25 protein-coding genes are annotated in these 17,632 nt (G+C 43.9%); all 25 read left to right on the top strand.

From position 1 onward, the window contains the following. Nucleotides 1-18: 18 nt before the first annotated feature. The 25 genes from BXP28_RS10350 to BXP28_RS10230 all read left to right on the top strand — a co-directional run bounded on the left by BXP28_RS10350 (nucleotide 19) and on the right by BXP28_RS10230 (nucleotide 17,600). Entirely contained in the window at nucleotides 19-1,983 is a 1,965-nt protein-coding gene (locus BXP28_RS10350) for a DNA polymerase (RefSeq protein ID WP_036656262.1), read from the top strand. Between the two features lie 17 nt (nucleotides 1,984-2,000). Then, nucleotides 2,001-2,183: a DUF7167 family protein gene (locus tag BXP28_RS10345; RefSeq protein ID WP_036656265.1), complete on the top strand. Its 183-nt coding sequence runs from the start codon at nucleotides 2,001-2,003 to the stop codon at nucleotides 2,181-2,183. A gap of 46 nt (nucleotides 2,184-2,229) precedes the next feature. Then, nucleotides 2,230-2,562, top strand: coding sequence for a hypothetical protein (locus tag BXP28_RS10340; protein ID WP_036656266.1), 333 nt, complete (start codon nucleotides 2,230-2,232; stop codon nucleotides 2,560-2,562). 221 nt (nucleotides 2,563-2,783) lie between these two features. After that, on the top strand, nucleotides 2,784-3,170 hold the full coding sequence (locus BXP28_RS10330; RefSeq protein ID WP_051428009.1) for a YopX family protein: 387 nt from the start codon (nucleotides 2,784-2,786) through the stop codon (nucleotides 3,168-3,170). Then, on the top strand, nucleotides 3,160-3,372 hold the full coding sequence (locus BXP28_RS10325; protein ID WP_036656271.1) for a hypothetical protein: 213 nt from the start codon (nucleotides 3,160-3,162) through the stop codon (nucleotides 3,370-3,372). The genes BXP28_RS10330 and BXP28_RS10325 overlap by 11 nt, the downstream gene beginning before the upstream one ends. After that, nucleotides 3,369-3,527, top strand: a complete 159-nt coding sequence (locus BXP28_RS22730) for a hypothetical protein (protein WP_158225724.1) — start codon at nucleotides 3,369-3,371, stop codon at nucleotides 3,525-3,527. The genes BXP28_RS10325 and BXP28_RS22730 overlap by 4 nt, the downstream gene beginning before the upstream one ends. Before the next feature lie 50 nt (nucleotides 3,528-3,577). After that, nucleotides 3,578-3,778: a hypothetical protein gene (locus BXP28_RS10320; protein WP_036656273.1), complete on the top strand. Its 201-nt coding sequence runs from the start codon at nucleotides 3,578-3,580 to the stop codon at nucleotides 3,776-3,778. Between the two features lie 14 nt (nucleotides 3,779-3,792). Next, nucleotides 3,793-4,308: a hypothetical protein gene (locus tag BXP28_RS10315; protein WP_036656275.1), complete on the top strand. Its 516-nt coding sequence runs from the start codon at nucleotides 3,793-3,795 to the stop codon at nucleotides 4,306-4,308. 21 nt (nucleotides 4,309-4,329) lie between these two features. Further along, complete coding sequence (locus tag BXP28_RS10310) at nucleotides 4,330-4,920, top strand: hypothetical protein (protein ID WP_036656278.1); 591 nt, start codon at nucleotides 4,330-4,332, stop codon at nucleotides 4,918-4,920. Between the two features lie 19 nt (nucleotides 4,921-4,939). Further along, nucleotides 4,940-7,267, top strand: a complete 2,328-nt coding sequence (locus tag BXP28_RS10305; protein ID WP_023484463.1) for a virulence-associated E family protein — start codon at nucleotides 4,940-4,942, stop codon at nucleotides 7,265-7,267. A gap of 285 nt (nucleotides 7,268-7,552) precedes the next feature. Beyond that, nucleotides 7,553-7,831, top strand: a complete 279-nt coding sequence (locus BXP28_RS10300) for a VRR-NUC domain-containing protein (RefSeq protein WP_036656280.1) — start codon at nucleotides 7,553-7,555, stop codon at nucleotides 7,829-7,831. Continuing rightward, nucleotides 7,828-9,219 carry a DEAD/DEAH box helicase gene (locus BXP28_RS10295; RefSeq protein WP_023484462.1) on the top strand — a complete coding sequence of 464 codons (1,392 nt, stop codon included), beginning with the start codon at nucleotides 7,828-7,830 and terminating at the stop codon, nucleotides 9,217-9,219. The genes BXP28_RS10300 and BXP28_RS10295 overlap by 4 nt, the downstream gene beginning before the upstream one ends. Next, complete coding sequence (locus BXP28_RS10290; protein WP_198963592.1) at nucleotides 9,209-9,463, top strand: DUF3310 domain-containing protein; 255 nt, start codon at nucleotides 9,209-9,211, stop codon at nucleotides 9,461-9,463. Before BXP28_RS10295 ends, BXP28_RS10290 begins: the two co-directional genes overlap by 11 nt. Further along, on the top strand, nucleotides 9,429-10,052 hold the full coding sequence (locus tag BXP28_RS10285; protein WP_036656282.1) for an RNA polymerase subunit sigma-24: 624 nt from the start codon (nucleotides 9,429-9,431) through the stop codon (nucleotides 10,050-10,052). Before BXP28_RS10290 ends, BXP28_RS10285 begins: the two co-directional genes overlap by 35 nt. A 174-nt stretch (nucleotides 10,053-10,226) precedes the next feature. Further along, the gene (locus tag BXP28_RS10280; protein WP_036656285.1) at nucleotides 10,227-10,433 is read left to right on the top strand and encodes an Acb2/Tad1 domain-containing protein; all 207 of its coding nucleotides are present in this window, start codon (nucleotides 10,227-10,229) and stop codon (nucleotides 10,431-10,433) included. Nucleotides 10,434-10,496: 63 nt separating this feature from the next. Next, nucleotides 10,497-10,721 (top strand): type II toxin-antitoxin system HicA family toxin, encoded by a 225-nt coding sequence (locus BXP28_RS10275; RefSeq protein ID WP_036656288.1) that lies wholly within the window; start codon nucleotides 10,497-10,499, stop codon nucleotides 10,719-10,721. After that, nucleotides 10,711-11,121 (top strand): type II toxin-antitoxin system HicB family antitoxin, encoded by a 411-nt coding sequence (locus BXP28_RS10270; protein WP_309555729.1) that lies wholly within the window; start codon nucleotides 10,711-10,713, stop codon nucleotides 11,119-11,121. The genes BXP28_RS10275 and BXP28_RS10270 overlap by 11 nt, the downstream gene beginning before the upstream one ends. A gap of 48 nt (nucleotides 11,122-11,169) precedes the next feature. Next, nucleotides 11,170-11,442 carry a hypothetical protein gene (locus BXP28_RS10265; protein WP_036656290.1) on the top strand — a complete coding sequence of 91 codons (273 nt, stop codon included), beginning with the start codon at nucleotides 11,170-11,172 and terminating at the stop codon, nucleotides 11,440-11,442. Between the two features lie 233 nt (nucleotides 11,443-11,675). Beyond that, the gene (locus BXP28_RS10260) at nucleotides 11,676-12,026 is read left to right on the top strand and encodes a hypothetical protein (protein WP_023484460.1); all 351 of its coding nucleotides are present in this window, start codon (nucleotides 11,676-11,678) and stop codon (nucleotides 12,024-12,026) included. A gap of 11 nt (nucleotides 12,027-12,037) precedes the next feature. Beyond that, nucleotides 12,038-12,382 (top strand): HNH endonuclease, encoded by a 345-nt coding sequence (locus BXP28_RS10255; protein WP_036656294.1) that lies wholly within the window; start codon nucleotides 12,038-12,040, stop codon nucleotides 12,380-12,382. A gap of 103 nt (nucleotides 12,383-12,485) precedes the next feature. Further along, nucleotides 12,486-12,800: a P27 family phage terminase small subunit gene (locus BXP28_RS10250; protein WP_023484127.1), complete on the top strand. Its 315-nt coding sequence runs from the start codon at nucleotides 12,486-12,488 to the stop codon at nucleotides 12,798-12,800. Then, nucleotides 12,778-14,505 carry a terminase large subunit gene (locus BXP28_RS10245; RefSeq protein ID WP_036656295.1) on the top strand — a complete coding sequence of 576 codons (1,728 nt, stop codon included), beginning with the start codon at nucleotides 12,778-12,780 and terminating at the stop codon, nucleotides 14,503-14,505. The genes BXP28_RS10250 and BXP28_RS10245 overlap by 23 nt, the downstream gene beginning before the upstream one ends. 32 nt (nucleotides 14,506-14,537) lie before the next feature. Further along, nucleotides 14,538-15,755, top strand: coding sequence for a phage portal protein (locus BXP28_RS10240; RefSeq protein WP_394804618.1), 1,218 nt, complete (start codon nucleotides 14,538-14,540; stop codon nucleotides 15,753-15,755). Beyond that, nucleotides 15,706-16,461 carry a head maturation protease, ClpP-related gene (locus BXP28_RS10235; RefSeq protein WP_036656299.1) on the top strand — a complete coding sequence of 252 codons (756 nt, stop codon included), beginning with the start codon at nucleotides 15,706-15,708 and terminating at the stop codon, nucleotides 16,459-16,461. Before BXP28_RS10240 ends, BXP28_RS10235 begins: the two co-directional genes overlap by 50 nt. After that, nucleotides 16,458-17,600 (top strand): phage major capsid protein, encoded by a 1,143-nt coding sequence (locus tag BXP28_RS10230; RefSeq protein ID WP_023484582.1) that lies wholly within the window; start codon nucleotides 16,458-16,460, stop codon nucleotides 17,598-17,600. Before BXP28_RS10235 ends, BXP28_RS10230 begins: the two co-directional genes overlap by 4 nt. Nucleotides 17,601-17,632: the final 32 nt, after the last annotated feature.

Below are 17,632 nucleotides of genomic sequence, written 5' to 3'. Positions count from 1 at the left end.
GGATACGAGAGGATACAAATGAAAATATTACAAATTGACCTTGAAACATATTCCAGTGTAGACCTGAAAGACTGCGGAGTATACCGATATGTAGAATCGCCGGATTTTGAGGTGCTCCTTTTTGCTTACGCCTATGATGATGATCCCGTGCAGGTGATCGACCTAACAGCCTTTGAGGATTTACCCGATCAGGTTGTCCATGATCTCACTGACCCAAATGTACTCAAGACTGCTTTTAATGCAGCGTTTGAACGGACTTGTATAAAGAAGCATTTTGGGATCAAATGCAATCCCAGTCAGTGGCGATGTACGGCTGTTTGGGCGCTGGCACTAGGGTTACCAGGTTATCTGGAGGGTGTGGCTGAGGTGCTGAAACTAGAAGCCCAGAAAGATACTCGCGGTAAGAACCTCATTAAATATTTTTCCGTCCCCTGTAAGCCCACAAAGGCAAATGGTGGGCGGACACGGAATCACCCACCACATCATGACATGGAGAAATGGGAGCAGTACAAAGCCTATAACATCCAGGATGTGGTGGTGGAACGAGAAGTGCGCCGCAAGCTGGAACGGTTTCCAGTCCCGCAACACGAATGGGACTTGTGGGCTCTTGACCAAAGAATCAATGACCGCGGTATCCAGCTTGACCCTACGTTGTTTAATCAAGCTATTGATTGTGCGGACCAGTATAAAACGGGTCTCCTACAAGAAGCAAAAGATATTACACAGCTTGAAAACCCTAATAGCCTAACGAAGCTAAAGGAATGGTTAGCCGAACAAGGACTAGAAACCCCAGACGGGTTGGGGAAAGAACATATGCCTACCTTGCTGGTTCAAGCGCCGGATGAAGATACCCGACGGGTATTACAGATTAGACAAGAGCTAGGTAAAACCAGCGTGGATAAGTACAACGCCATGGCACGCAGCATCTGCGCCGATGGTCGGGCTCGAGGTATCCTACAGTTTTGCGGGGCAAATCGAACTGGGCGCTGGGCAGGGAGGATTATACAGGTTCAAAACCTACCTCAAAACAAACTAAATGCGTTGTGGATGGCTAGAGAGGTGCTGAAAAGTGGTGATTTTGACCTGCTGGAGATGCTTTATGGAGCGTTACCATCCGTGCTTTCTCAGCTAATACGAACAGTCTTTATCCCATCACCGGGGTGCAGATTTATTGTCAGTGACTTCTCTGCGATTGAGGCCCGAATAATCGCTTGGCTCGCAGATGAACACTGGGTCCTGAATGTATTCCAGGACCATGGCAAGATTTACGAGGCAGCCGCGTCTCAGATGTTTAAAGTGCCCATGGAGACGATCGTAAAAGGTCATCCTAATTATGAGCTGCGGGCGAAAGGGAAAGTAGCAACGCTGGCCTGTGGTTATCAAGGCGGTCCCCCTGCACTCATCAAAATGGGCGCACTCAAAAGCGGCATTCCTGAGGAAGAATTGCCTGGTATTGTGAAGCGCTGGAGAAAAGCTAACCCGCGCATCGTCAAGCTCTGGTACGCCGCAGAGGAGGCGGCTTTGACAGCGGTAAGAGAGAAACGAACGGTACCTTTGGCACATGGGGTGAAGTACCGCTACAAGTCTGGAACCCTGTTCGCTGATCTACCGAGTGGTCGAAGTCTGGCTTATGTAAATCCCAGAATCAAGCCTGACCCTAATTTCGGTAAGGACGGACTTGTCTTTGACGGCATGGACCAGATCAAAAAGAAGTGGATGAGCCACCGGACATATGGCGGCCGACTGGTGGAGAATCTTGTTCAGGCGATTGCTAGGGATTGTCTGGCGGAAAGTCTGATGAGGCTGGACGCCGCGGAATACAGAACGGTGATGCATGTACATGACGAGGTGGTACTGGATGTGCCGATAGGTACGGGGTCTGTGGATCACGTAACGGGAATCATGAGTCAACCGATTGATTGGGCTCCCGGATTACCTCTATCGGCGGCCGGATTTGAGTGTGAGTTTTACCAAAAAGATTAATGGGGGATAGATGGTCTATGAAAATAAAATATAGGCTTAGTATCGGCTACCCAGCTGCATGTAGAGAAGATGAAATTGAAATTGATGATAAGGAATTGGCAGGGCTCAATGAAGAAGAGGCCGCAGATAGAATTTATGAGATTGTCAATGAACATGCTCAGGATTATATCTCTCTATCATGGGAAAAAGTAGACGAATAAAGGAGAGGGCACCAGCCTTCTCCCTACCATAAGGAGGTTAGGATTAATGAACGTTAAAGAAATCACCGAAAGACTTGAAATGATAGCGGATGTAGAATCACTTAAAACTATAAACTCCATTTACAGTGACAGAAGTGATTCTTTTGTATCAGTTAATAATGTAGAAGCACTAAGGCAGGCATCTGCTTTGCTAAATCCAAAACCAATACCAAAATCAGAATGGCATGAAGATCATGGTGCTGTCCTCTGGTGGAAGTTTCCGATTGTAGAACCCCCATATTCCGGATCCCCACTTGATGAAGATTGGCCGGGATATCATACTCACTGGACTCCATTTATAAGACCGGAAGTATGGGAAAGGGGTGCAGGGGATGAGTAAAGCAAGCAGTATACTTATCCCTATAAGTAAGTGTAGGTGTAACAATTGCGGAAAGCCATTTTTTGAATTAGTAGATCACAAATTAGAGCAATGCCCATGGTGTAATCAGGTATTCTCAGATTTATTTCCCAATATGGAGGAAATTTCTGAAAAATACAATTTGGTAATAGATCCACAGAATGGTGTGCCGAGCATTATGGTGTTAGGAGGAATGAGGACGGATGAATAGACCAATCAAGTTTCGTGCGTGCTTTTTACCAACACGTAAAATGTTTGATATGGAAGACTTGATCCACGAGGAATATCTACTAGATATGCTCACAATGGTCAATGGAAAAAGCAAAGAAGATTTCTCACCGCTGATGCAATTTACCGGATTTTATGACCGAAATGGCAAGGAAATATATGAGGGGGACATAGTAAAAATTAAAAATCATCCCTTTGACTATAGCGTCAAAATAGATGGATCATACAGGGTTAGCTACAGCGAAAATATGATAATATGCTGTGGTATTTGGTTACTGCATCGTGTGTTTCCTTACGTTTCGGTAATCGGGAACGTCTATCAAGATCCTCATTTGTTAGGAGGCAAGGAGGATGAGTCGTAAATCCGCTATTACTACACTGGAAAAGCGCATTGAGAAGCTTGTTCAGGACAATGGGAAATTGCAGTCAGAGTTAGAACAGGAACGATATCATGCTGAGGGCTTATCAAAAGTAAATGAAGTTCTGGCAAGGAAATACCGCGCTGAAAAGGCCCGTGCCGATGCAATGGCAAAATTTTTAAAAGAGGAGAGAGTAACGAAATGATATATGGAATTATAGATGGATCTGTTCTTATAGAAACGTACGAAACACCGGAAGAGGCGTATGAAGCAGCTAAGGTTGCATATGAAGCAACTGGCGATTTTTTTGGGGTCATTGCAGTTTCGAATAACGCTAAAGGAATTGCGGATAACGCGTAAGGAGGACGGACGATCTATTGTGATATTCAGAGGCAGAGAGGAGAGTCTACATGGTCAAAAATGGAACGAAACGAAGAACGATTGTGCCTAACCGGAACACCGAACCGAACGGAGAAGTGAACAGCGAAGTCATTACGTATACGCTCACACCAGAAGAGTTGGAAGAAGTAAAAGAACGAACTAAGCACTTAAATAAATACAACCGGAAAACCATGATAGACGTTCGTACAAAAACGAGGAGGAAAAGGTAAGGAGTTGACCGTAAATGAGCCATTATTTTTATATCACTCCAGAAGAATATGAAGAAGCCGCTAAGAACGGAGTATCGGCTAACAGGCTTGAATGTCGTATTCGTTACGAGGGTTGGTCAAAGGATAGAGCCATCCATACACCGCCTCGAAAACATAAGGATCGTAGTAAATGGGTTGAAATCGCTAAGCAGAATGGAATTAGCCGACAAGTATTCGATAATCGGTTAAGGTACGGTTGGTCTGAGGAGCAAGCTGCAACAGAACCGAAATGGACCACTGAACAATATAGACACCAACTAAAGAAACAGCGTGAAGCTAAGCGTAAATATCCTGTCGAACTCATCAAAAAGGCTGAAAACAATGGGATAAGCTATAAAACATTTCTATTCCGTGTGTCCTGTGGCTGGAGTTGGGAACGGGCTGCAACGGAACCCCTAGTGCCCAATGCCGAGAAAGGCCGCCGTGGGTTACGTACACTTCGTGAACGTTATGGGGATGTAAATGGACTTATATTTCAAAAGCGAAACTAAAAAACGGGAGGATTAAAGGAAATGGGTATAAAGAAGCATGAGTTGAAAGACTTCATAATGGGCAAAGTGGATCAGCGTAGAGAAGACATTTATAAATATGTAAGAGAGAAAATAGGAGCAGCATTCAGGCCTGTAGTTTACCGAAAGTTTAGCAGTGTGAGTGATGTGGAGCTGAGAGCCGAAGAGTTACATGCTGCTTTGACGCAATTATCAGAGAAACACGAGCAGCATGTCAGTTGGAGCATTAAACATATCATCTTCGACATTGATCGATATGTGCTGGGGTTTCGAGACGATATAGTGGACAGCGAAGCCGGGTATGCAACATGTAATTTACTACGTGAAGGAACTAATAAATTAATGGAAGAACTACAGCCACTCATGGGACAGTTGAAGGAAGAGTTAGCCTCTAAAATCAAAGATTACAAGGATCTAATTAAATTAAAAAAAGAGATTGCAGCCGTCATAAACACCTGTCATAACGGGGACAAGGCGTATAAAAGACTACTGGAGTTAGGAGTGGATTTGTCCGAATTTAAGGCCGCAAGCTCCAATCTTCCGGCTGTGGTAGCCCTATCGGTCAACCCTTGTGTACTAAACGGAGATTGCTAACGTGGAAGGGGCTTAGTCCATGCTAGAGTTAGATATTGCATTCGGCAAAAATCGATCAGATAAAAACTGGAAAAATGAATTCTTAACCTGGGATGAGTTTGTAGACCGCTTGCGCGAAGTCCGCCGCACAGGTGAAACCATGGCGGAATACAGCAAGATGGATAATATCAATAAAGCCAGAGTAAAGGATGGACCTGCCTTTGTAGGCGGGTTTATCCGTGGTGGTAGGCGCAAAAAGGAAAACCTAGAGACCCGTAGCCTCATTACGCTAGATGTAGATCAGGGAGATGAGAACTTTCTGTTTTGCTGTGATTTGGTGCTGGACGATACGGCATATGCGGTTTACACAACCCATAGCCACCGTCCCAAGAAGCCTAAGTATCGTTTAATCATCCCGACTGATAGAACCATGAATCCGGATGAGTATGCAGCTGTCAGCCGGAAAATAGCGGAGCAGATCGGTATGCAGTACTTTGACAAGACAACGTTTGATGTGCATCGGCTCATGTATTTGCCGTCATGTTCCAATGATGCAAAGCCTATCTTAGAGGTGTTTGAGGGTGAGCCGCTTGGAGTCGATGAGGTCTTGGGTGAATACCTTGATTGGAAAGATCCGCTTGAGTGGCCCCGGCATGAGTCTGACAAAGCTAAGCGACGTACAGCCGCCAAAATGGAGGATCCGAGGGCTAAACAAGGACTTGTAGGTGTCTTCTGCCGTTGCTATACGATCTCAGAGGCAATAGATGAGTTTTTACCAGGTGTATATGAGCCTACAGAGCAAGCAAACAGATACACCTACGTTGGGTCAAGCAGCTACGGAGGACTTGTGATCTATGATGACGACACCTTTGCCTACAGTCATCATGAGAGTGACCCGATCAGTGGACGAGAGGTAAATGCCTTTGATCTGGTTCGTATTCATAAATTTGGTCAATTGGATGATAAGGCTAGCGAGAAGACAAATATCACAAAGCTGCCAAGCTATACAGCCATGCGAGCTTTTGCTAATGAAGACAAGAAGGTCAAAAGAGAGAGGTGGGATGAACTATCTGAACATTGCGACAATATAAGTGAGGAAGAAGACGAAGATGACGATGCCTGGGTCGATAAGCTGAAAATGAACCAAAATACCGGGTATCCGCACGCTACGTCTGGCAATGTAGAACTGATCTTATCTCATGGCGAATGGAAAAAAGTGCTGGCGTATGATGCTTTCGGAAACACAGAAGTGGTGCGGAAAAAGTTACCGTGGAGGGAACGGGAAAGACCTTGGGAAGATTATGAACCTTGGCTGGCATCGGATGACAGACGGTTGCAGCATTGGTTTGGCAAAAAGTATGACATAAAAGCAGCCGGTATGATCCAAAACGCATTTACGGAGGTAGCGCATATGAATAAATTTCATCCGATTATTGAATATCTGGAAGCCCAGGATTGGGATGGAACGAAACGTATCGATACACTTTTCATCGATTATCTAGGGGCTGATAATACCCCCTATACCCGGGAAGTTACCCGAAAAATGCTGGTGGCTGCCGTAAAAAGGCTGTATGAACCCGGGTGCAAATTTGACTACATGCTGGTTCTGGTCGGCGCACAAGGCGCTGGTAAAAGCACGATTATTCAGAAATTAGCTATGCGCTGGTTTAGTGATTCACTCAAGACCTTTGATACCAAAGAGGCAGGGGAGCATCTTCAAAGTGCATGGATATTTGAGTTTGGGGAGTTAGCCGGAATGACTAAAGCTGAAGTAGATGAAATTAAGCAATTCATCACTAAACGTAGTGATAAGTATCGGGTAGCTTATGACCGGGTTATTACAGATTTCCCGAGGAAATGCGTGTTTTTTGGGTCTACGAATAACTGGGACTTTCTGAAAGACCCGACAGGAAACCGCCGTTTCTGGCCCGTATCAGTCAAGCCTGAACGTAGAACAAAGAACGTGTTTGAGGACCTCACAGAGCACGAAATAGGGCAAATATGGGCAGAGGCGCTGCAAGCCTACCGAAGAGGGGAACGGATTACACTGTCTCCAGAAGTGGAGAAAGAAGCGCCTGGTATCCAGGAAAGCCACATGGAAGAAGATCCGCGTTTTGGGATTATCCAGGAGTGGTTAGACTCACCTGCGCAGGACGAGTGGGCAGAGGAACCTACGTATAGGGAGCGTGTCTGTGCAACCCAAATACTAACCGAATGCCTTGGTCATCGTAAGGGGACAACCAGACCGTGGGAGTCAAAAGAAATTGTAAATATTATGCGCCGTATGCCTGGCTGGGAGGAAGCTAAAGGGCGTATTCGCATACCGGGTTATGGTATTCAGACCACATTTAAGCGTTGCAGTAAGTAGATTTTTTACTGCAACATTACTGCAACATACTGCAACAACTGCAACACCTGAGTGTATCAGTGTTGCAGTCGAAAAAAGCTTACTGCAACACCTTCTGCAACAACTCAAACCCAGTAATGGCACGGGTTCGGCGGTACTGTTGCAGATGTTGCAGTAAACCTCCTATATAGGAAAAAAATATATAAGAGCATATAACACATAATATTGAGCCCGTATGCTAAACGCAAAATGAGCGCATATACGTGTGCGTGAAGCATCACTGACACACACGAGGGAGGCAGGAGCATGTTAGAAAAACATCTGGAAAGGAAACTGACTAAAGAGATTAATGCGATCGGTGGACTTGCCCTCAAGTGGGTGGCTCCCGGTCATAGAGGGGTGCCCGACAGGATTATCATTCTGCCAGGTGGGCGGACGGCATTTGTGGAAATGAAAGCACCTGGAGGGCAACCAAGACCATTGCAAGTAAAGTGGCACAACACACTCAGGGGCTTAGGGCACACCGTAGCTGTCATCGATAGCCTCGAAGGGATAGAACGATTTGTGAAGAATGTGGCTGAATGAAGTACAAGCCGCACCAGTACCAAGAGTACGCAACTCAGAGGATCATTGAAACTCCTTATATCGCCCTTTTTTTGGAAATGGGGTTAGGCAAAACTGTCTCAACCTTAACGGCGATTGACCTTTTGCTACATGACTACTTTGACATTGACAAAGTGCTGGTGATCGCACCCTTACGGGTTGCAGAGGATACTTGGAGCCGAGAGGTTGAGAAATGGGACCACTTGCAGCATCTCAAGATCAGTAAAGTCTTAGGCAGTGCCGCACAGCGCAGAAAAGCACTTTCTGCCAAAGCAGATATCTACGTGATCAACCGGGAGAATGTCGAATGGCTTGTCAGCGAATTAGGGAATTCTTGGGACTTTGACACCGTGGTGATTGATGAGATTTCTAGCTTTAAGAACCATCAGTCAAAACGGTTCAGGGCGCTTCGCCGGGTCCGGCCAATGATAAAACGTGTCATCGGTCTTACAGGGACACCTGCACCAAACAGCTTAATGGATTTATGGGCACCTATATACCTCCTGGATCAGGGAGAGAGGCTAGGAAAGACGATTACGGGTTTCAGGGACCAATATTTCGTTCCTGGGGAACGTAGTGGACACATTGTCTACAAATGGCATGAGAAGAAAGAGGCGGAACAACGGATCTACGGAGCTATAAAAGATATTGCCGTCAGCATGAAAGCAGAGGACTGGCTGAAACTGCCTGAACGGATCGATCGAACGGTACCTATACGCCTGTCAGAAAAGGCGGCACAGCTATACAAAAAGCTGGAAAAGGAATTGCTGCTTGAGTTTGTAGATGCGGATGTAGTAGCTACGACCGCAGCCGCACTCAGTAACAAGCTTTTGCAAATGGCATCCGGCGCAGTATACGACGAAGAACGAGGAGTCAAGGAAATTCACGAGGCAAAGCTGGACGCGCTAGAGGACATTCTGGAAGCGTCACAGGGAAAACCCGTCATGGTGTTTTATAACTACAAGCATTCCCTGCAACGTGTCCAGCAACGCTTCCCACAAGCCCGAATTTTACGAAAAGGGAAAGAAGGAGTGCAGGATATTACCGATTGGAACACAAACAAAATCCCCCTTTTGCTGCTACACCCAAAAAGCGCAGGGCACGGTCTCAATTTGCAAGAGTCTAACTGCCAAACAGTTATTTGGTTTGATCAGATATGGAGCCTGGAGGAGTTTCAGCAGGCAAATGCCAGGGTGTACAGACAAGGGCAGACCAGAAAGATTGTCGTGATGCAGCTGGTCGCGGAGGGGACCATGGACGAGGAAGTCGTAGAGGCCATTGATAAAAAAGCGACTGGACAAGAGGAGTTAATGCAAGCGGTGAAAGCACGAATTGAACGGATTAAGGAGGCTGAAAAAAGTGCGAAATGATAAGGTGAACCCGTCTTACTATGTGAAAAATGGGATGAGCTGCCTGGATGCCATAAAAGCAATAACACAGGGGTTAGACGGGTTTGAGGGATTTTGCATAGGGAATGTGACCAAGTACACCTGGCGTTGGAAAGAGAAAAACGGCGTTGAGGATTTACGTAAGGCAAGGGAGTATTTAGATTTTCTGATTCTGGAGCAGGAGGAAGAACATGGTATCAAAACAGATCGAACAACAAGTGATTGAGCAACTGACAGGATACCGTGACATTGTAGGCCGTTTACGTGTCTTGGAGACATACAGCGTTGGTAACGGCATTACGGTTTCCCGGCTTAACGAGGATGACCACCTACAAGAGCTTCACCAAAAGCTGCGGGGCCTGCCGAGTTATATGTATCTCACGCCCTACGAGCAAAAATTAGAGACGGCTGCCAATGCCTATCTGGTTAGCCATCCTACGGGGACAAAGGCGCAATTACAAGCTGTAAGAAACTGCAATCCACTGGACGAGGAGGACGCTAAGAACCTTCGGGTTCTGCAAAATAAAATACGCAAAGTCATTAAAGCCCGAACGGGTGTGGTGGATGGATACGAGGCGATTCTTGAGCAGTTGGCGGAGTATCAAGATCTCCAGGCTGAAAAGACAAGAATCGATAGTGTGCTTCAAGTGATGGAGCAGCAGGAGTCCCATTTGGCAGACCTGCTTCGACTGAGATACATTGAGGGATGTGGTATTTCGAAAGCGACAAAAAAGATGAATATATCCCGGTCAACTTTATACAGATGGGTTCCGGAAGCGCTTGGAAAATATGCGAAGTTAATTGGGCTAAATTAATATTGAGACAAATACGAGACTTAAATGAGACGAAATTGAGACAAAGAAGAGACAAACTACCCCATTATTCCGTGTTATTATGATAGTATCAGGAGAATTGTAATAGAGGCGTAACTGGCTATGCTGTAGGGTGTACGGCAGTTGCGCCTATCTAAATTATCGGAGGTATAAAAAATGAGTAATCCACAAATCGAAAATAATTTTAAATATCATGCGCCAAAAGAGGGACAGCCTGAGAAATACACAGCTATTCGGGAAAAAGCGAAAGAACTTGCATACCTGATTGACGAACTTTGCCCGAACAGCAGGGAAAAATCGTTAGCTTTAACGAATCTGGAGCAAGCTGTGATGTGGGCGAATGCTGCAATAGCACGAAACTAATTTTTATAAACACCTCTTGATAAATAGTACCAAATATGATACTATAGTAACAGGAGGTGAGTGATGGCTAGGATAGACAAGATAGTGCAAAAAATGAAAAACCGCCCGAATGGGGTAAGGTTAGAGGAAATCATGACCGTACTAAATCATAACGGATACATACTGGTTAGAACGAAAGGTTCACACCACCACTTCCGAAATGAGCAAGGGGACTTGATTACCCTACCCAGGCAAAACCCACTCAAGGCGGCGTACGTCAGAGACGTACTCAAGAGGATTGGGAAGTAGCCGCTTCCCTTTCCTTACAAAACATTTTATCCTAGCCAAAACCAAAATGGCAAATAAAGATTTAGCTTATTACATGGCACTACCCTATACAATACAAATTAGACCTATTAAAGACGAGAGTGGCAGTTACTACTTTGCCACAGTAGCCGAATTAGACGGATGTCAGAGCCATGGCAACACAGTCCAAGAAGCCTATGCAATGATCCAAGAAGCTATGAGCGGATACATTGAGGTGAAGCTAGAACACGGTGACCCAATCCCGGAACCAACAGGGGAAGATGCGTACAGCGGAAGGTTTAATGTTCGTATACCTAAGACACTTCACCGACAGTTGGCAGAGAACGCTGAAAGAGAAGGTATATCATTAAATCAATATGTATTATACAAACTAAGCAAATGAGCTATGTCAAAAGGCATGGCTCATTTATGACAGTTTGGAGGTGTTCGTATGAAAGCAATATGCAATAAGGGATGTAATAAAGAGTTTTTCGCTGCGTTTAGAACAAAGAGATTAAAAAACGGAATAGAGAAAATATTCTTTACTTGTTCACAGTGTGGGGAGGAATATGTTTGCTATTATACAGATCCAGACATCAGACAGGATCAGAAAAGGCTTAGGTATCTTAGGTTAAAATCTAACAAAAAGGAACATGACGAATTACACCAAAAAATCAAGATGAAGATGGATGCGCTAAAAGCTAGGATGGGGTCACTCAGTTGAGTGGCTTTTTATTTTGGGTGAAAGGGTGGCTGACGTGGGTTTCATGACGGTAATAAGAGTCGTTTGCATGATAATTTTTATTATTTCTTTTATGTACCATTTAGCTGTGTCCTATAACAAATATCAGGCGAATGATGTTTTTAGGGCAATCTATCACATCCTTTTGGCTTTGTTTTGGGCTGTGATGTTCTTTATACAAATTGTAGTAAGCAAATAAAAGGGGAGAGTAGAACATGGAACACTTAATCAAGGGAATGCGAAAAACAATGGCTGAATTGAACGCTTGGCAAGATGCTAACCCTGATGTTCCTGAAGTTGTCGTACAGGCCATTGATCATTATTACATGGAAATGTGTAGGGCTATCGAAGAGGCTCAAAAGCCGCCCTTTGAAATTGGCGATGAAGTTGAATTGATCTCAAGCAGTTACGAAGACGGAGGACATTTTAGCGGAGATACAGGCATGGTGATTGATGTAAAGTCAGCCGAACTTCCGGGAGGGCACATGGAACACGATATTCGAGTTGATTGGGATAACGGGGCAGAAGAATGCTGGATGGGCGCAGAAGACTTTTGTAAAAGATGAGGAGTTAAGCTATGCCCAAAGGTAATCAAGAACAGGCTAGAACGTATGACAAGTACAAACGCAATAAAGAAGCCAGAGACTTTTACAACTCATCAGCATGGAAGAAGTGTAGGACGGCAGTCCTCATCAGAGATCATCACCTATGTCAGAAATGTCTGAAACAAAAGAAGATAACACAGGCGGATATGGTACATCATATCGTGCATCTTACAGATGACTGGAGTAAGGGTTTGGACATGGATAACTTAGAGAGTCTTTGCTTAAGTTGTCACAACGAAGAGCATGGTAATGGGGGAAAACAGGTTAGTAAGAAGATCAAGGTTCATATAGAAAAAGCGAATAGGGAGTATGTTTAGCATACCCCCCCACCCTTTTTCTAGGAGCTAAGAGCTTCCCTAAACCGACGGACCCCATCGTTCACACCAAATATAAATTTTCATGAAAGGGGGGTAACTTGAAATGGCAGTACCTACTTCAAAATTATTGAGAGAATATTTAGGAGAAGCTTATGAAGAATCGGATGAACAATTGATTCAGCTATATATTGAAACGCACCAGTTTTATCGGCGACTCCAAAAAGAAATCAAAAATTCAGAGCTTATGTATGAATATACCAATAAAGCAGGGGCCACAAATTTAGTGAAAAACCCCCTTTCAATCGAACTGACAAAGACTGTTCAAACACTGAATAACCTGTTGAAATCACTTGGATTAACGCCTGCTCAGCGCAAGAAAGTTGCAGGTGATGAAGATGATGACTTCGACGAATTCTAGTCTTCCGGGGGTCTTATCGCAACCTTCTTCCGAGTTATTGACGAATTGGTATGCTGAGCAGGTGGTACAAGGTCACATTTTGGCAAGCCATAAGGTGATGTTAGCTGGAAAAAGGCATTTAGATGATCTAAAAAGACAAGGAAGTAAGGACTTTCCCTATGTGTTCGATGAGGAAAAAGGCCATCGTCCCATTGTCTTTATAGAAAGGTTCTGTAAACCATCTAAGGGAAAGTTTAAACAGATGATCATGCAACCCTGGCAACATTTTATCCTTGGCAATCTGTATGGCTGGGTGCATAAAGAAACGGGATTAAGACGCTTTACAGAGGGTCTTATTTTTATTGCCAGAAAAAACGGAAAATCGGGTCTTGCATCTGGAATTTCTATTTATGGTTGCACAAAAGATGGCGAACGCGGGGCTGATGTGTATGTATTAGCCAATAGCATGAAACAGGTTCGCAAAACCATCTTTGATGAATGTAAGAAAATGATTAAGGCATCCCCTCAGCTTAAGAAAAAATTAAAAGCATTGAGGGATGTTATTGAATACGAGCAAACCAACTCAATCATTGAACCTCAGGCTTCTGATTCAGAAAAACTGGACGGATTAAACACGCACTTAGCCGTATTTGATGAGATTCATGAGTATAAAAATTACGATTTAATTAACATCATCAAGAACTCAACAGATACACGGGAACAGCCATTATTGCTTTATATTACGACTGCCGGCTATCAGCTAGACGGTCCCTTAGTGGATTATTATGAGCTTGGTGCAGATGTCCTTGAGGGCGTAGTTTCAGACGAACGTACTTTTTATTATATGGCTGAATTAGACAGCGAAGAAGAAATTGATAACCCCGAAATGTGGGGGAAAGCCAATCCTAACTTAGGGGTCACCTATGACCTTGAAAAGCTGAAAAATGCGTGGGAGAAAAGAAAAAACATTCCTGCTGAACGATCAGATATGATTGTCAAACGGTTCAATATTTTTGTAAAAGCAGATGAAATGTCTTTTATTGACTTCAACACGCTTAGGAAAAATAACAAGCATTTAGATATCGATTCCTTAAACGGGAAGACGGCTATAGGATCTTTTGACCTATCAGAGTCAGAGGACTTCACCTCAGCTTGCCTTGAATTTCCGCTGGATACGGGAGAAATATTCGTGTTGTCTCATTCCTGGATACCTCGAAAGAAAGTGCTGGCTAACAATGAGAAAATACCATACATGCAGTTTGTAGAAGATGGATCGTTAACGGTTTGTGAAGCCGAATATGTGGAGTTTGAGATGATTTATGACTGGTTCGTTAACCATTCCAAAACATTCAGTATTGAAAAGATCGCTTACGATAGGGCGAAGGCATTTCGTCTGGTTAAGGCTTTAGAATCCTACGGATTTCAAACCGAGATTGTCAGACAGGGAGCCGAGACACTAACCAAACCACTTTCCGACTTGAAAGAAATGTTTTACGACGGAAAAGTGATTACGAATGAAAATAAATTACTCAGATGGTATATCAACAACGTGAAATTGACTCAAGATAGTAATCGAAATTGGCGGCCAACGAAACAAAACAGATACCGGAAAATTGACGGTTTTGCAGCGTTATTAAATGCTCATGTTTTCGTCATGGAAAAGCTTGTAGCGCCGCAAGGGAATGGAAACATTGAATTTCTTTCTGTGGGTGATCTCTTTCATTGAGAGGGGGTGGAAATGTGAGATGGTTTGGAAAAATGAAATCTGCCATGAGAGGGGCTATATCAGGCTGGAAAGGCGGCTCCGGTGATTTCTCCACGTGGTTTGGGAGAAGGTTTTGGGGGATAGATAACACGAAACTGGCCACAAATGAAACCATATTTAGCGTGGTGAGCCGCCTTGCAAATGCGCTATCCTGTCTGCCACTGAAACTATACAAAGACTATGACATTCAGATGAATGAGATAGCGGATATGCTGATTCATCGCCCAAATCCCAATATGTCAGGGTTTGAATGGCTGAATAAAATGGAAGTATCCCGCAACGAAACAGGGAACGGCTATGCTGTGATTATGAGGGACATTAGGCTACAGCCTGAAGCTTTAATTCCGGTTGATCCGGTTTATGTTACGCCTATTCTCAATCAAGACGACGGTCATTTGTGGTATGAAGTACGGGGAATAGACGGAACGTATTATATCCATAACATGAACATGTTTCATGTGAAGCACATCACGGGTACGGCTCGCTGGAAAGGGATTAGTCCCATTGAGGTGCTGAAAAATACGTTGGAGTATGATAAGGCTGTCCAAGAATTTAGCCTGTCCGAAATGCAGAAGAAAGACAGTTTCATCCTGGAATATGGAGCAAACGTAGACACTGAAAAAAGACAGCGAATTGTGGATGATTTCAAGCGATTCTACAAAGAAAATGGCGGAATTTTGTTTCAGGAACCAGGGGTAACAGTGAAAAATATGGAGCGTAAGTATGTCGCTTCAGATACACTGGCTTCTGAAAAAATAACACGTTCGAGGGTCGCAAACGTGTTTAATTTACCAACAAGTTTTTTAAATGAAGATAGTCAAGGAAGTAATGCAGAGCAGATGATGATCCAGTTTGTCCAAATGACGTTAACGCCTACCGTTAGGCAGTATGAGCAGGAAATGAATCGAAAACTGCTCACGTCCGAAGAAAGACAAGCCGGATATTACTTCAAATTTAACCTTGGCGCACTATTACGCGGAGATACAGCGGCAAGGACGCAGTTTTATCAAATGATGCTCCGAAGTGCTGGGATGAAGCCAGATGAAGTCAGGATGTATGAGGATTTGCCACCAGAAGGCGGAAAGGCAGCTGAGCTTTGGATCTCCGGTGACATGTATCCATTAAACATGGATCCAGCAGAGCGAAAGGGGGTGAAAGAGCGTGGGGAAACCGAAAAAGAACACGTTTTGGAAGATGAAGATGTCAGCTGACGGTTCCAGTTCAGCGGACATATTTATTTATGGGGATATCGTTACCTATCAATGGGATGAAGTCGACACAAGTGCAACCTCTTTTAAAGAGGATTTAGATCGCCTGGGTGACCTATCGACGATCAACCTCTATATCAATTCACCTGGAGGGTCTGTTTTCGAAGGAATTGCTATACACAATATGCTGAAACGGCACAAGGCGAACGTACATGTTCATGTGGATGCTTTAGCCGCATCGATTGCCAGTGTCATTGCCATGGCAGGTGACACGATTTATATGCCTAAAAATAGCATGCTGATGATTCATAATCCTTGGATTTTTGCCTGGGGTAACGCCTCGGAAATGAGAAAAATAGCCGACGATCTGGACCGTATCGGCAATTCCAGCAAACAGGTGTATTTGCAAAAAGCAGGGGATAAATTATCCGATGAAAAGCTGCAGGACATGCTGGATGCGGAAACGTGGCTATCTGCCGATGAAGCTTTTGAATACGGCTTATGCGATGTAGTTCAGGAAGCTAATACGATGGCTGCATCTATAAGTGATGAATTCATAAATAGATACAAAAATGTTCCAAAACAGCTTATTTCACAGCAAAAAACACCTATTTCAGTGGGTGATATGGCAAAAAGACAACAAATTGCCGATGGAGCAAAGGAAAATGTGACTTATATCAATACAATCTTAGGAGGAATATTTGAATGAAAACATTGTACGAGCTTAAACAAAATCTAGTTACTGTTGGCCAACAGCTTAAAAAAGTAGAGGAGCAATTGGCTGAAAAAGCCATTGATCCTAATGCATCCATGGAAGATATTCAGGCTTTGCAAGGGTCTAAATCTGATTTAAAAATGAGGTTTGACGTTATTAAAGAACAACATGATGCACTTGAGGCTGAACAAAAGGCAAAATTGAAGGCTAATTTTGAAGCTAAAGACAATATCAATTCAGTTGATGATCCAAAGCAACGTGCTATTAAAGCAAAAGCCGAATTGATCCGTTCGGTTATGCGCGAACAATCTGTATCAATTGATGTTAGACAAGCATTAGGTGATAACGATACGACTGGCGGTAACAAGTTCTTGCCTAAAACGGTATCAACGGACATTTTGGTAGAGCCAACTGTAAAAAACCCGTTGCGTGAACTTTCATCCGTCACACAGATTACGAACTTGGAAATCCCCAAACTCCATTTCACACTGGATGACGATGACTTTATTGCGGACACCGAAACAGCAAAAGAAATGAAGGCAGATGGAGATACCGTTACCTTCGGACGAAATAAATTTAAGGTGCTTGCGGGCGTTTCTGAGACGGTCATCAATGGTTCAGATGCTAACTTGGTTTCGTACGTCGAGACAGCACTACAATCCGGTGTTGCCGCAAAAGAAAAGAAAGTAGCTTTCACAACGAATCCCAAAACAGGGGAAGAGCATATGTCTTTTTATAAATCTGGAATTAAAGAAATCGTGGCAGAAAATATGTTTGATGCCATTACCGATGCGATTGCGGATCTTCATGAGGATTACAGGGAAAATGCTAAAATCGTCATGCGTTACCAGGATTACAAGAACATTATCAAAGTCTTAGCGAATGGTAGCGCAACGTTGTATACGGCACAACCGGAACAAGTATTGGGTAAGCCGGTTGTGTTTTGTGACTCTGCTTCCAGTCCGATCATTGGCGATTTCAATTACTCTCATTTTAACTATAACTTAAATGCCCTTTACGACCGGGATAAGGACGTAAAAACAGGAATTGAACAGTTTGTGGTCACAGCGTGGTTTGATCACCAAATCAAATTGAAATCTGCATTCCGGATTGCTAAAGTTAAAACTCCCTAATCCGTCTCCGGGGGAACCGGAGAGACCAGACA

It is taken from the genome of Paenibacillus larvae subsp. larvae, assembly GCF_002003265.1.
GTDB classification, from domain to species: Bacteria; Bacillota; Bacilli; order Paenibacillales; family NBRC-103111; genus Paenibacillus_H; species Paenibacillus_H larvae.
Note: the sequence above shows the minus strand (reverse complement) of the source record. Positions and strands in the feature narration are given on the sequence as shown.

Coding starts and splice junctions, on each gene's coding strand:
- BXP28_RS10325 (WP_036656271.1), top strand. CDS start 3,160: ATGAGTCGTAAATCCGCTATTACTACACTGGAAAAGCGCATTGAGAAG.
- BXP28_RS10330 (WP_051428009.1), top strand. CDS start 2,784: ATGAATAGACCAATCAAGTTTCGTGCGTGCTTTTTACCAACACGTAAA.
- BXP28_RS10310 (WP_036656278.1), top strand. CDS start 4,330: ATGGGTATAAAGAAGCATGAGTTGAAAGACTTCATAATGGGCAAAGTG.
- BXP28_RS22730 (WP_158225724.1), top strand. CDS start 3,369: ATGATATATGGAATTATAGATGGATCTGTTCTTATAGAAACGTACGAA.
- BXP28_RS10320 (WP_036656273.1), top strand. CDS start 3,578: ATGGTCAAAAATGGAACGAAACGAAGAACGATTGTGCCTAACCGGAAC.
- BXP28_RS10230 (WP_023484582.1), top strand. CDS start 16,458: ATGAAAACATTGTACGAGCTTAAACAAAATCTAGTTACTGTTGGCCAA.
- BXP28_RS10300 (WP_036656280.1), top strand. CDS start 7,553: ATGTTAGAAAAACATCTGGAAAGGAAACTGACTAAAGAGATTAATGCG.
- BXP28_RS10275 (WP_036656288.1), top strand. CDS start 10,497: ATGGCTAGGATAGACAAGATAGTGCAAAAAATGAAAAACCGCCCGAAT.
- BXP28_RS10340 (WP_036656266.1), top strand. CDS start 2,230: ATGAACGTTAAAGAAATCACCGAAAGACTTGAAATGATAGCGGATGTA.
- BXP28_RS10315 (WP_036656275.1), top strand. CDS start 3,793: ATGAGCCATTATTTTTATATCACTCCAGAAGAATATGAAGAAGCCGCT.
- BXP28_RS10350 (WP_036656262.1), top strand. CDS start 19: ATGAAAATATTACAAATTGACCTTGAAACATATTCCAGTGTAGACCTG.
- BXP28_RS10285 (WP_036656282.1), top strand. CDS start 9,429: ATGGTATCAAAACAGATCGAACAACAAGTGATTGAGCAACTGACAGGA.
- BXP28_RS10305 (WP_023484463.1), top strand. CDS start 4,940: ATGCTAGAGTTAGATATTGCATTCGGCAAAAATCGATCAGATAAAAAC.
- BXP28_RS10250 (WP_023484127.1), top strand. CDS start 12,486: ATGGCAGTACCTACTTCAAAATTATTGAGAGAATATTTAGGAGAAGCT.
- BXP28_RS10255 (WP_036656294.1), top strand. CDS start 12,038: ATGCCCAAAGGTAATCAAGAACAGGCTAGAACGTATGACAAGTACAAA.
- BXP28_RS10265 (WP_036656290.1), top strand. CDS start 11,170: ATGAAAGCAATATGCAATAAGGGATGTAATAAAGAGTTTTTCGCTGCG.
- BXP28_RS10295 (WP_023484462.1), top strand. CDS start 7,828: ATGAAGTACAAGCCGCACCAGTACCAAGAGTACGCAACTCAGAGGATC.
- BXP28_RS10280 (WP_036656285.1), top strand. CDS start 10,227: ATGAGTAATCCACAAATCGAAAATAATTTTAAATATCATGCGCCAAAA.
- BXP28_RS10240 (WP_394804618.1), top strand. CDS start 14,538: ATGAAATCTGCCATGAGAGGGGCTATATCAGGCTGGAAAGGCGGCTCC.
- BXP28_RS10245 (WP_036656295.1), top strand. CDS start 12,778: ATGATGACTTCGACGAATTCTAGTCTTCCGGGGGTCTTATCGCAACCT.
- BXP28_RS10260 (WP_023484460.1), top strand. CDS start 11,676: ATGGAACACTTAATCAAGGGAATGCGAAAAACAATGGCTGAATTGAAC.
- BXP28_RS10345 (WP_036656265.1), top strand. CDS start 2,001: ATGAAAATAAAATATAGGCTTAGTATCGGCTACCCAGCTGCATGTAGA.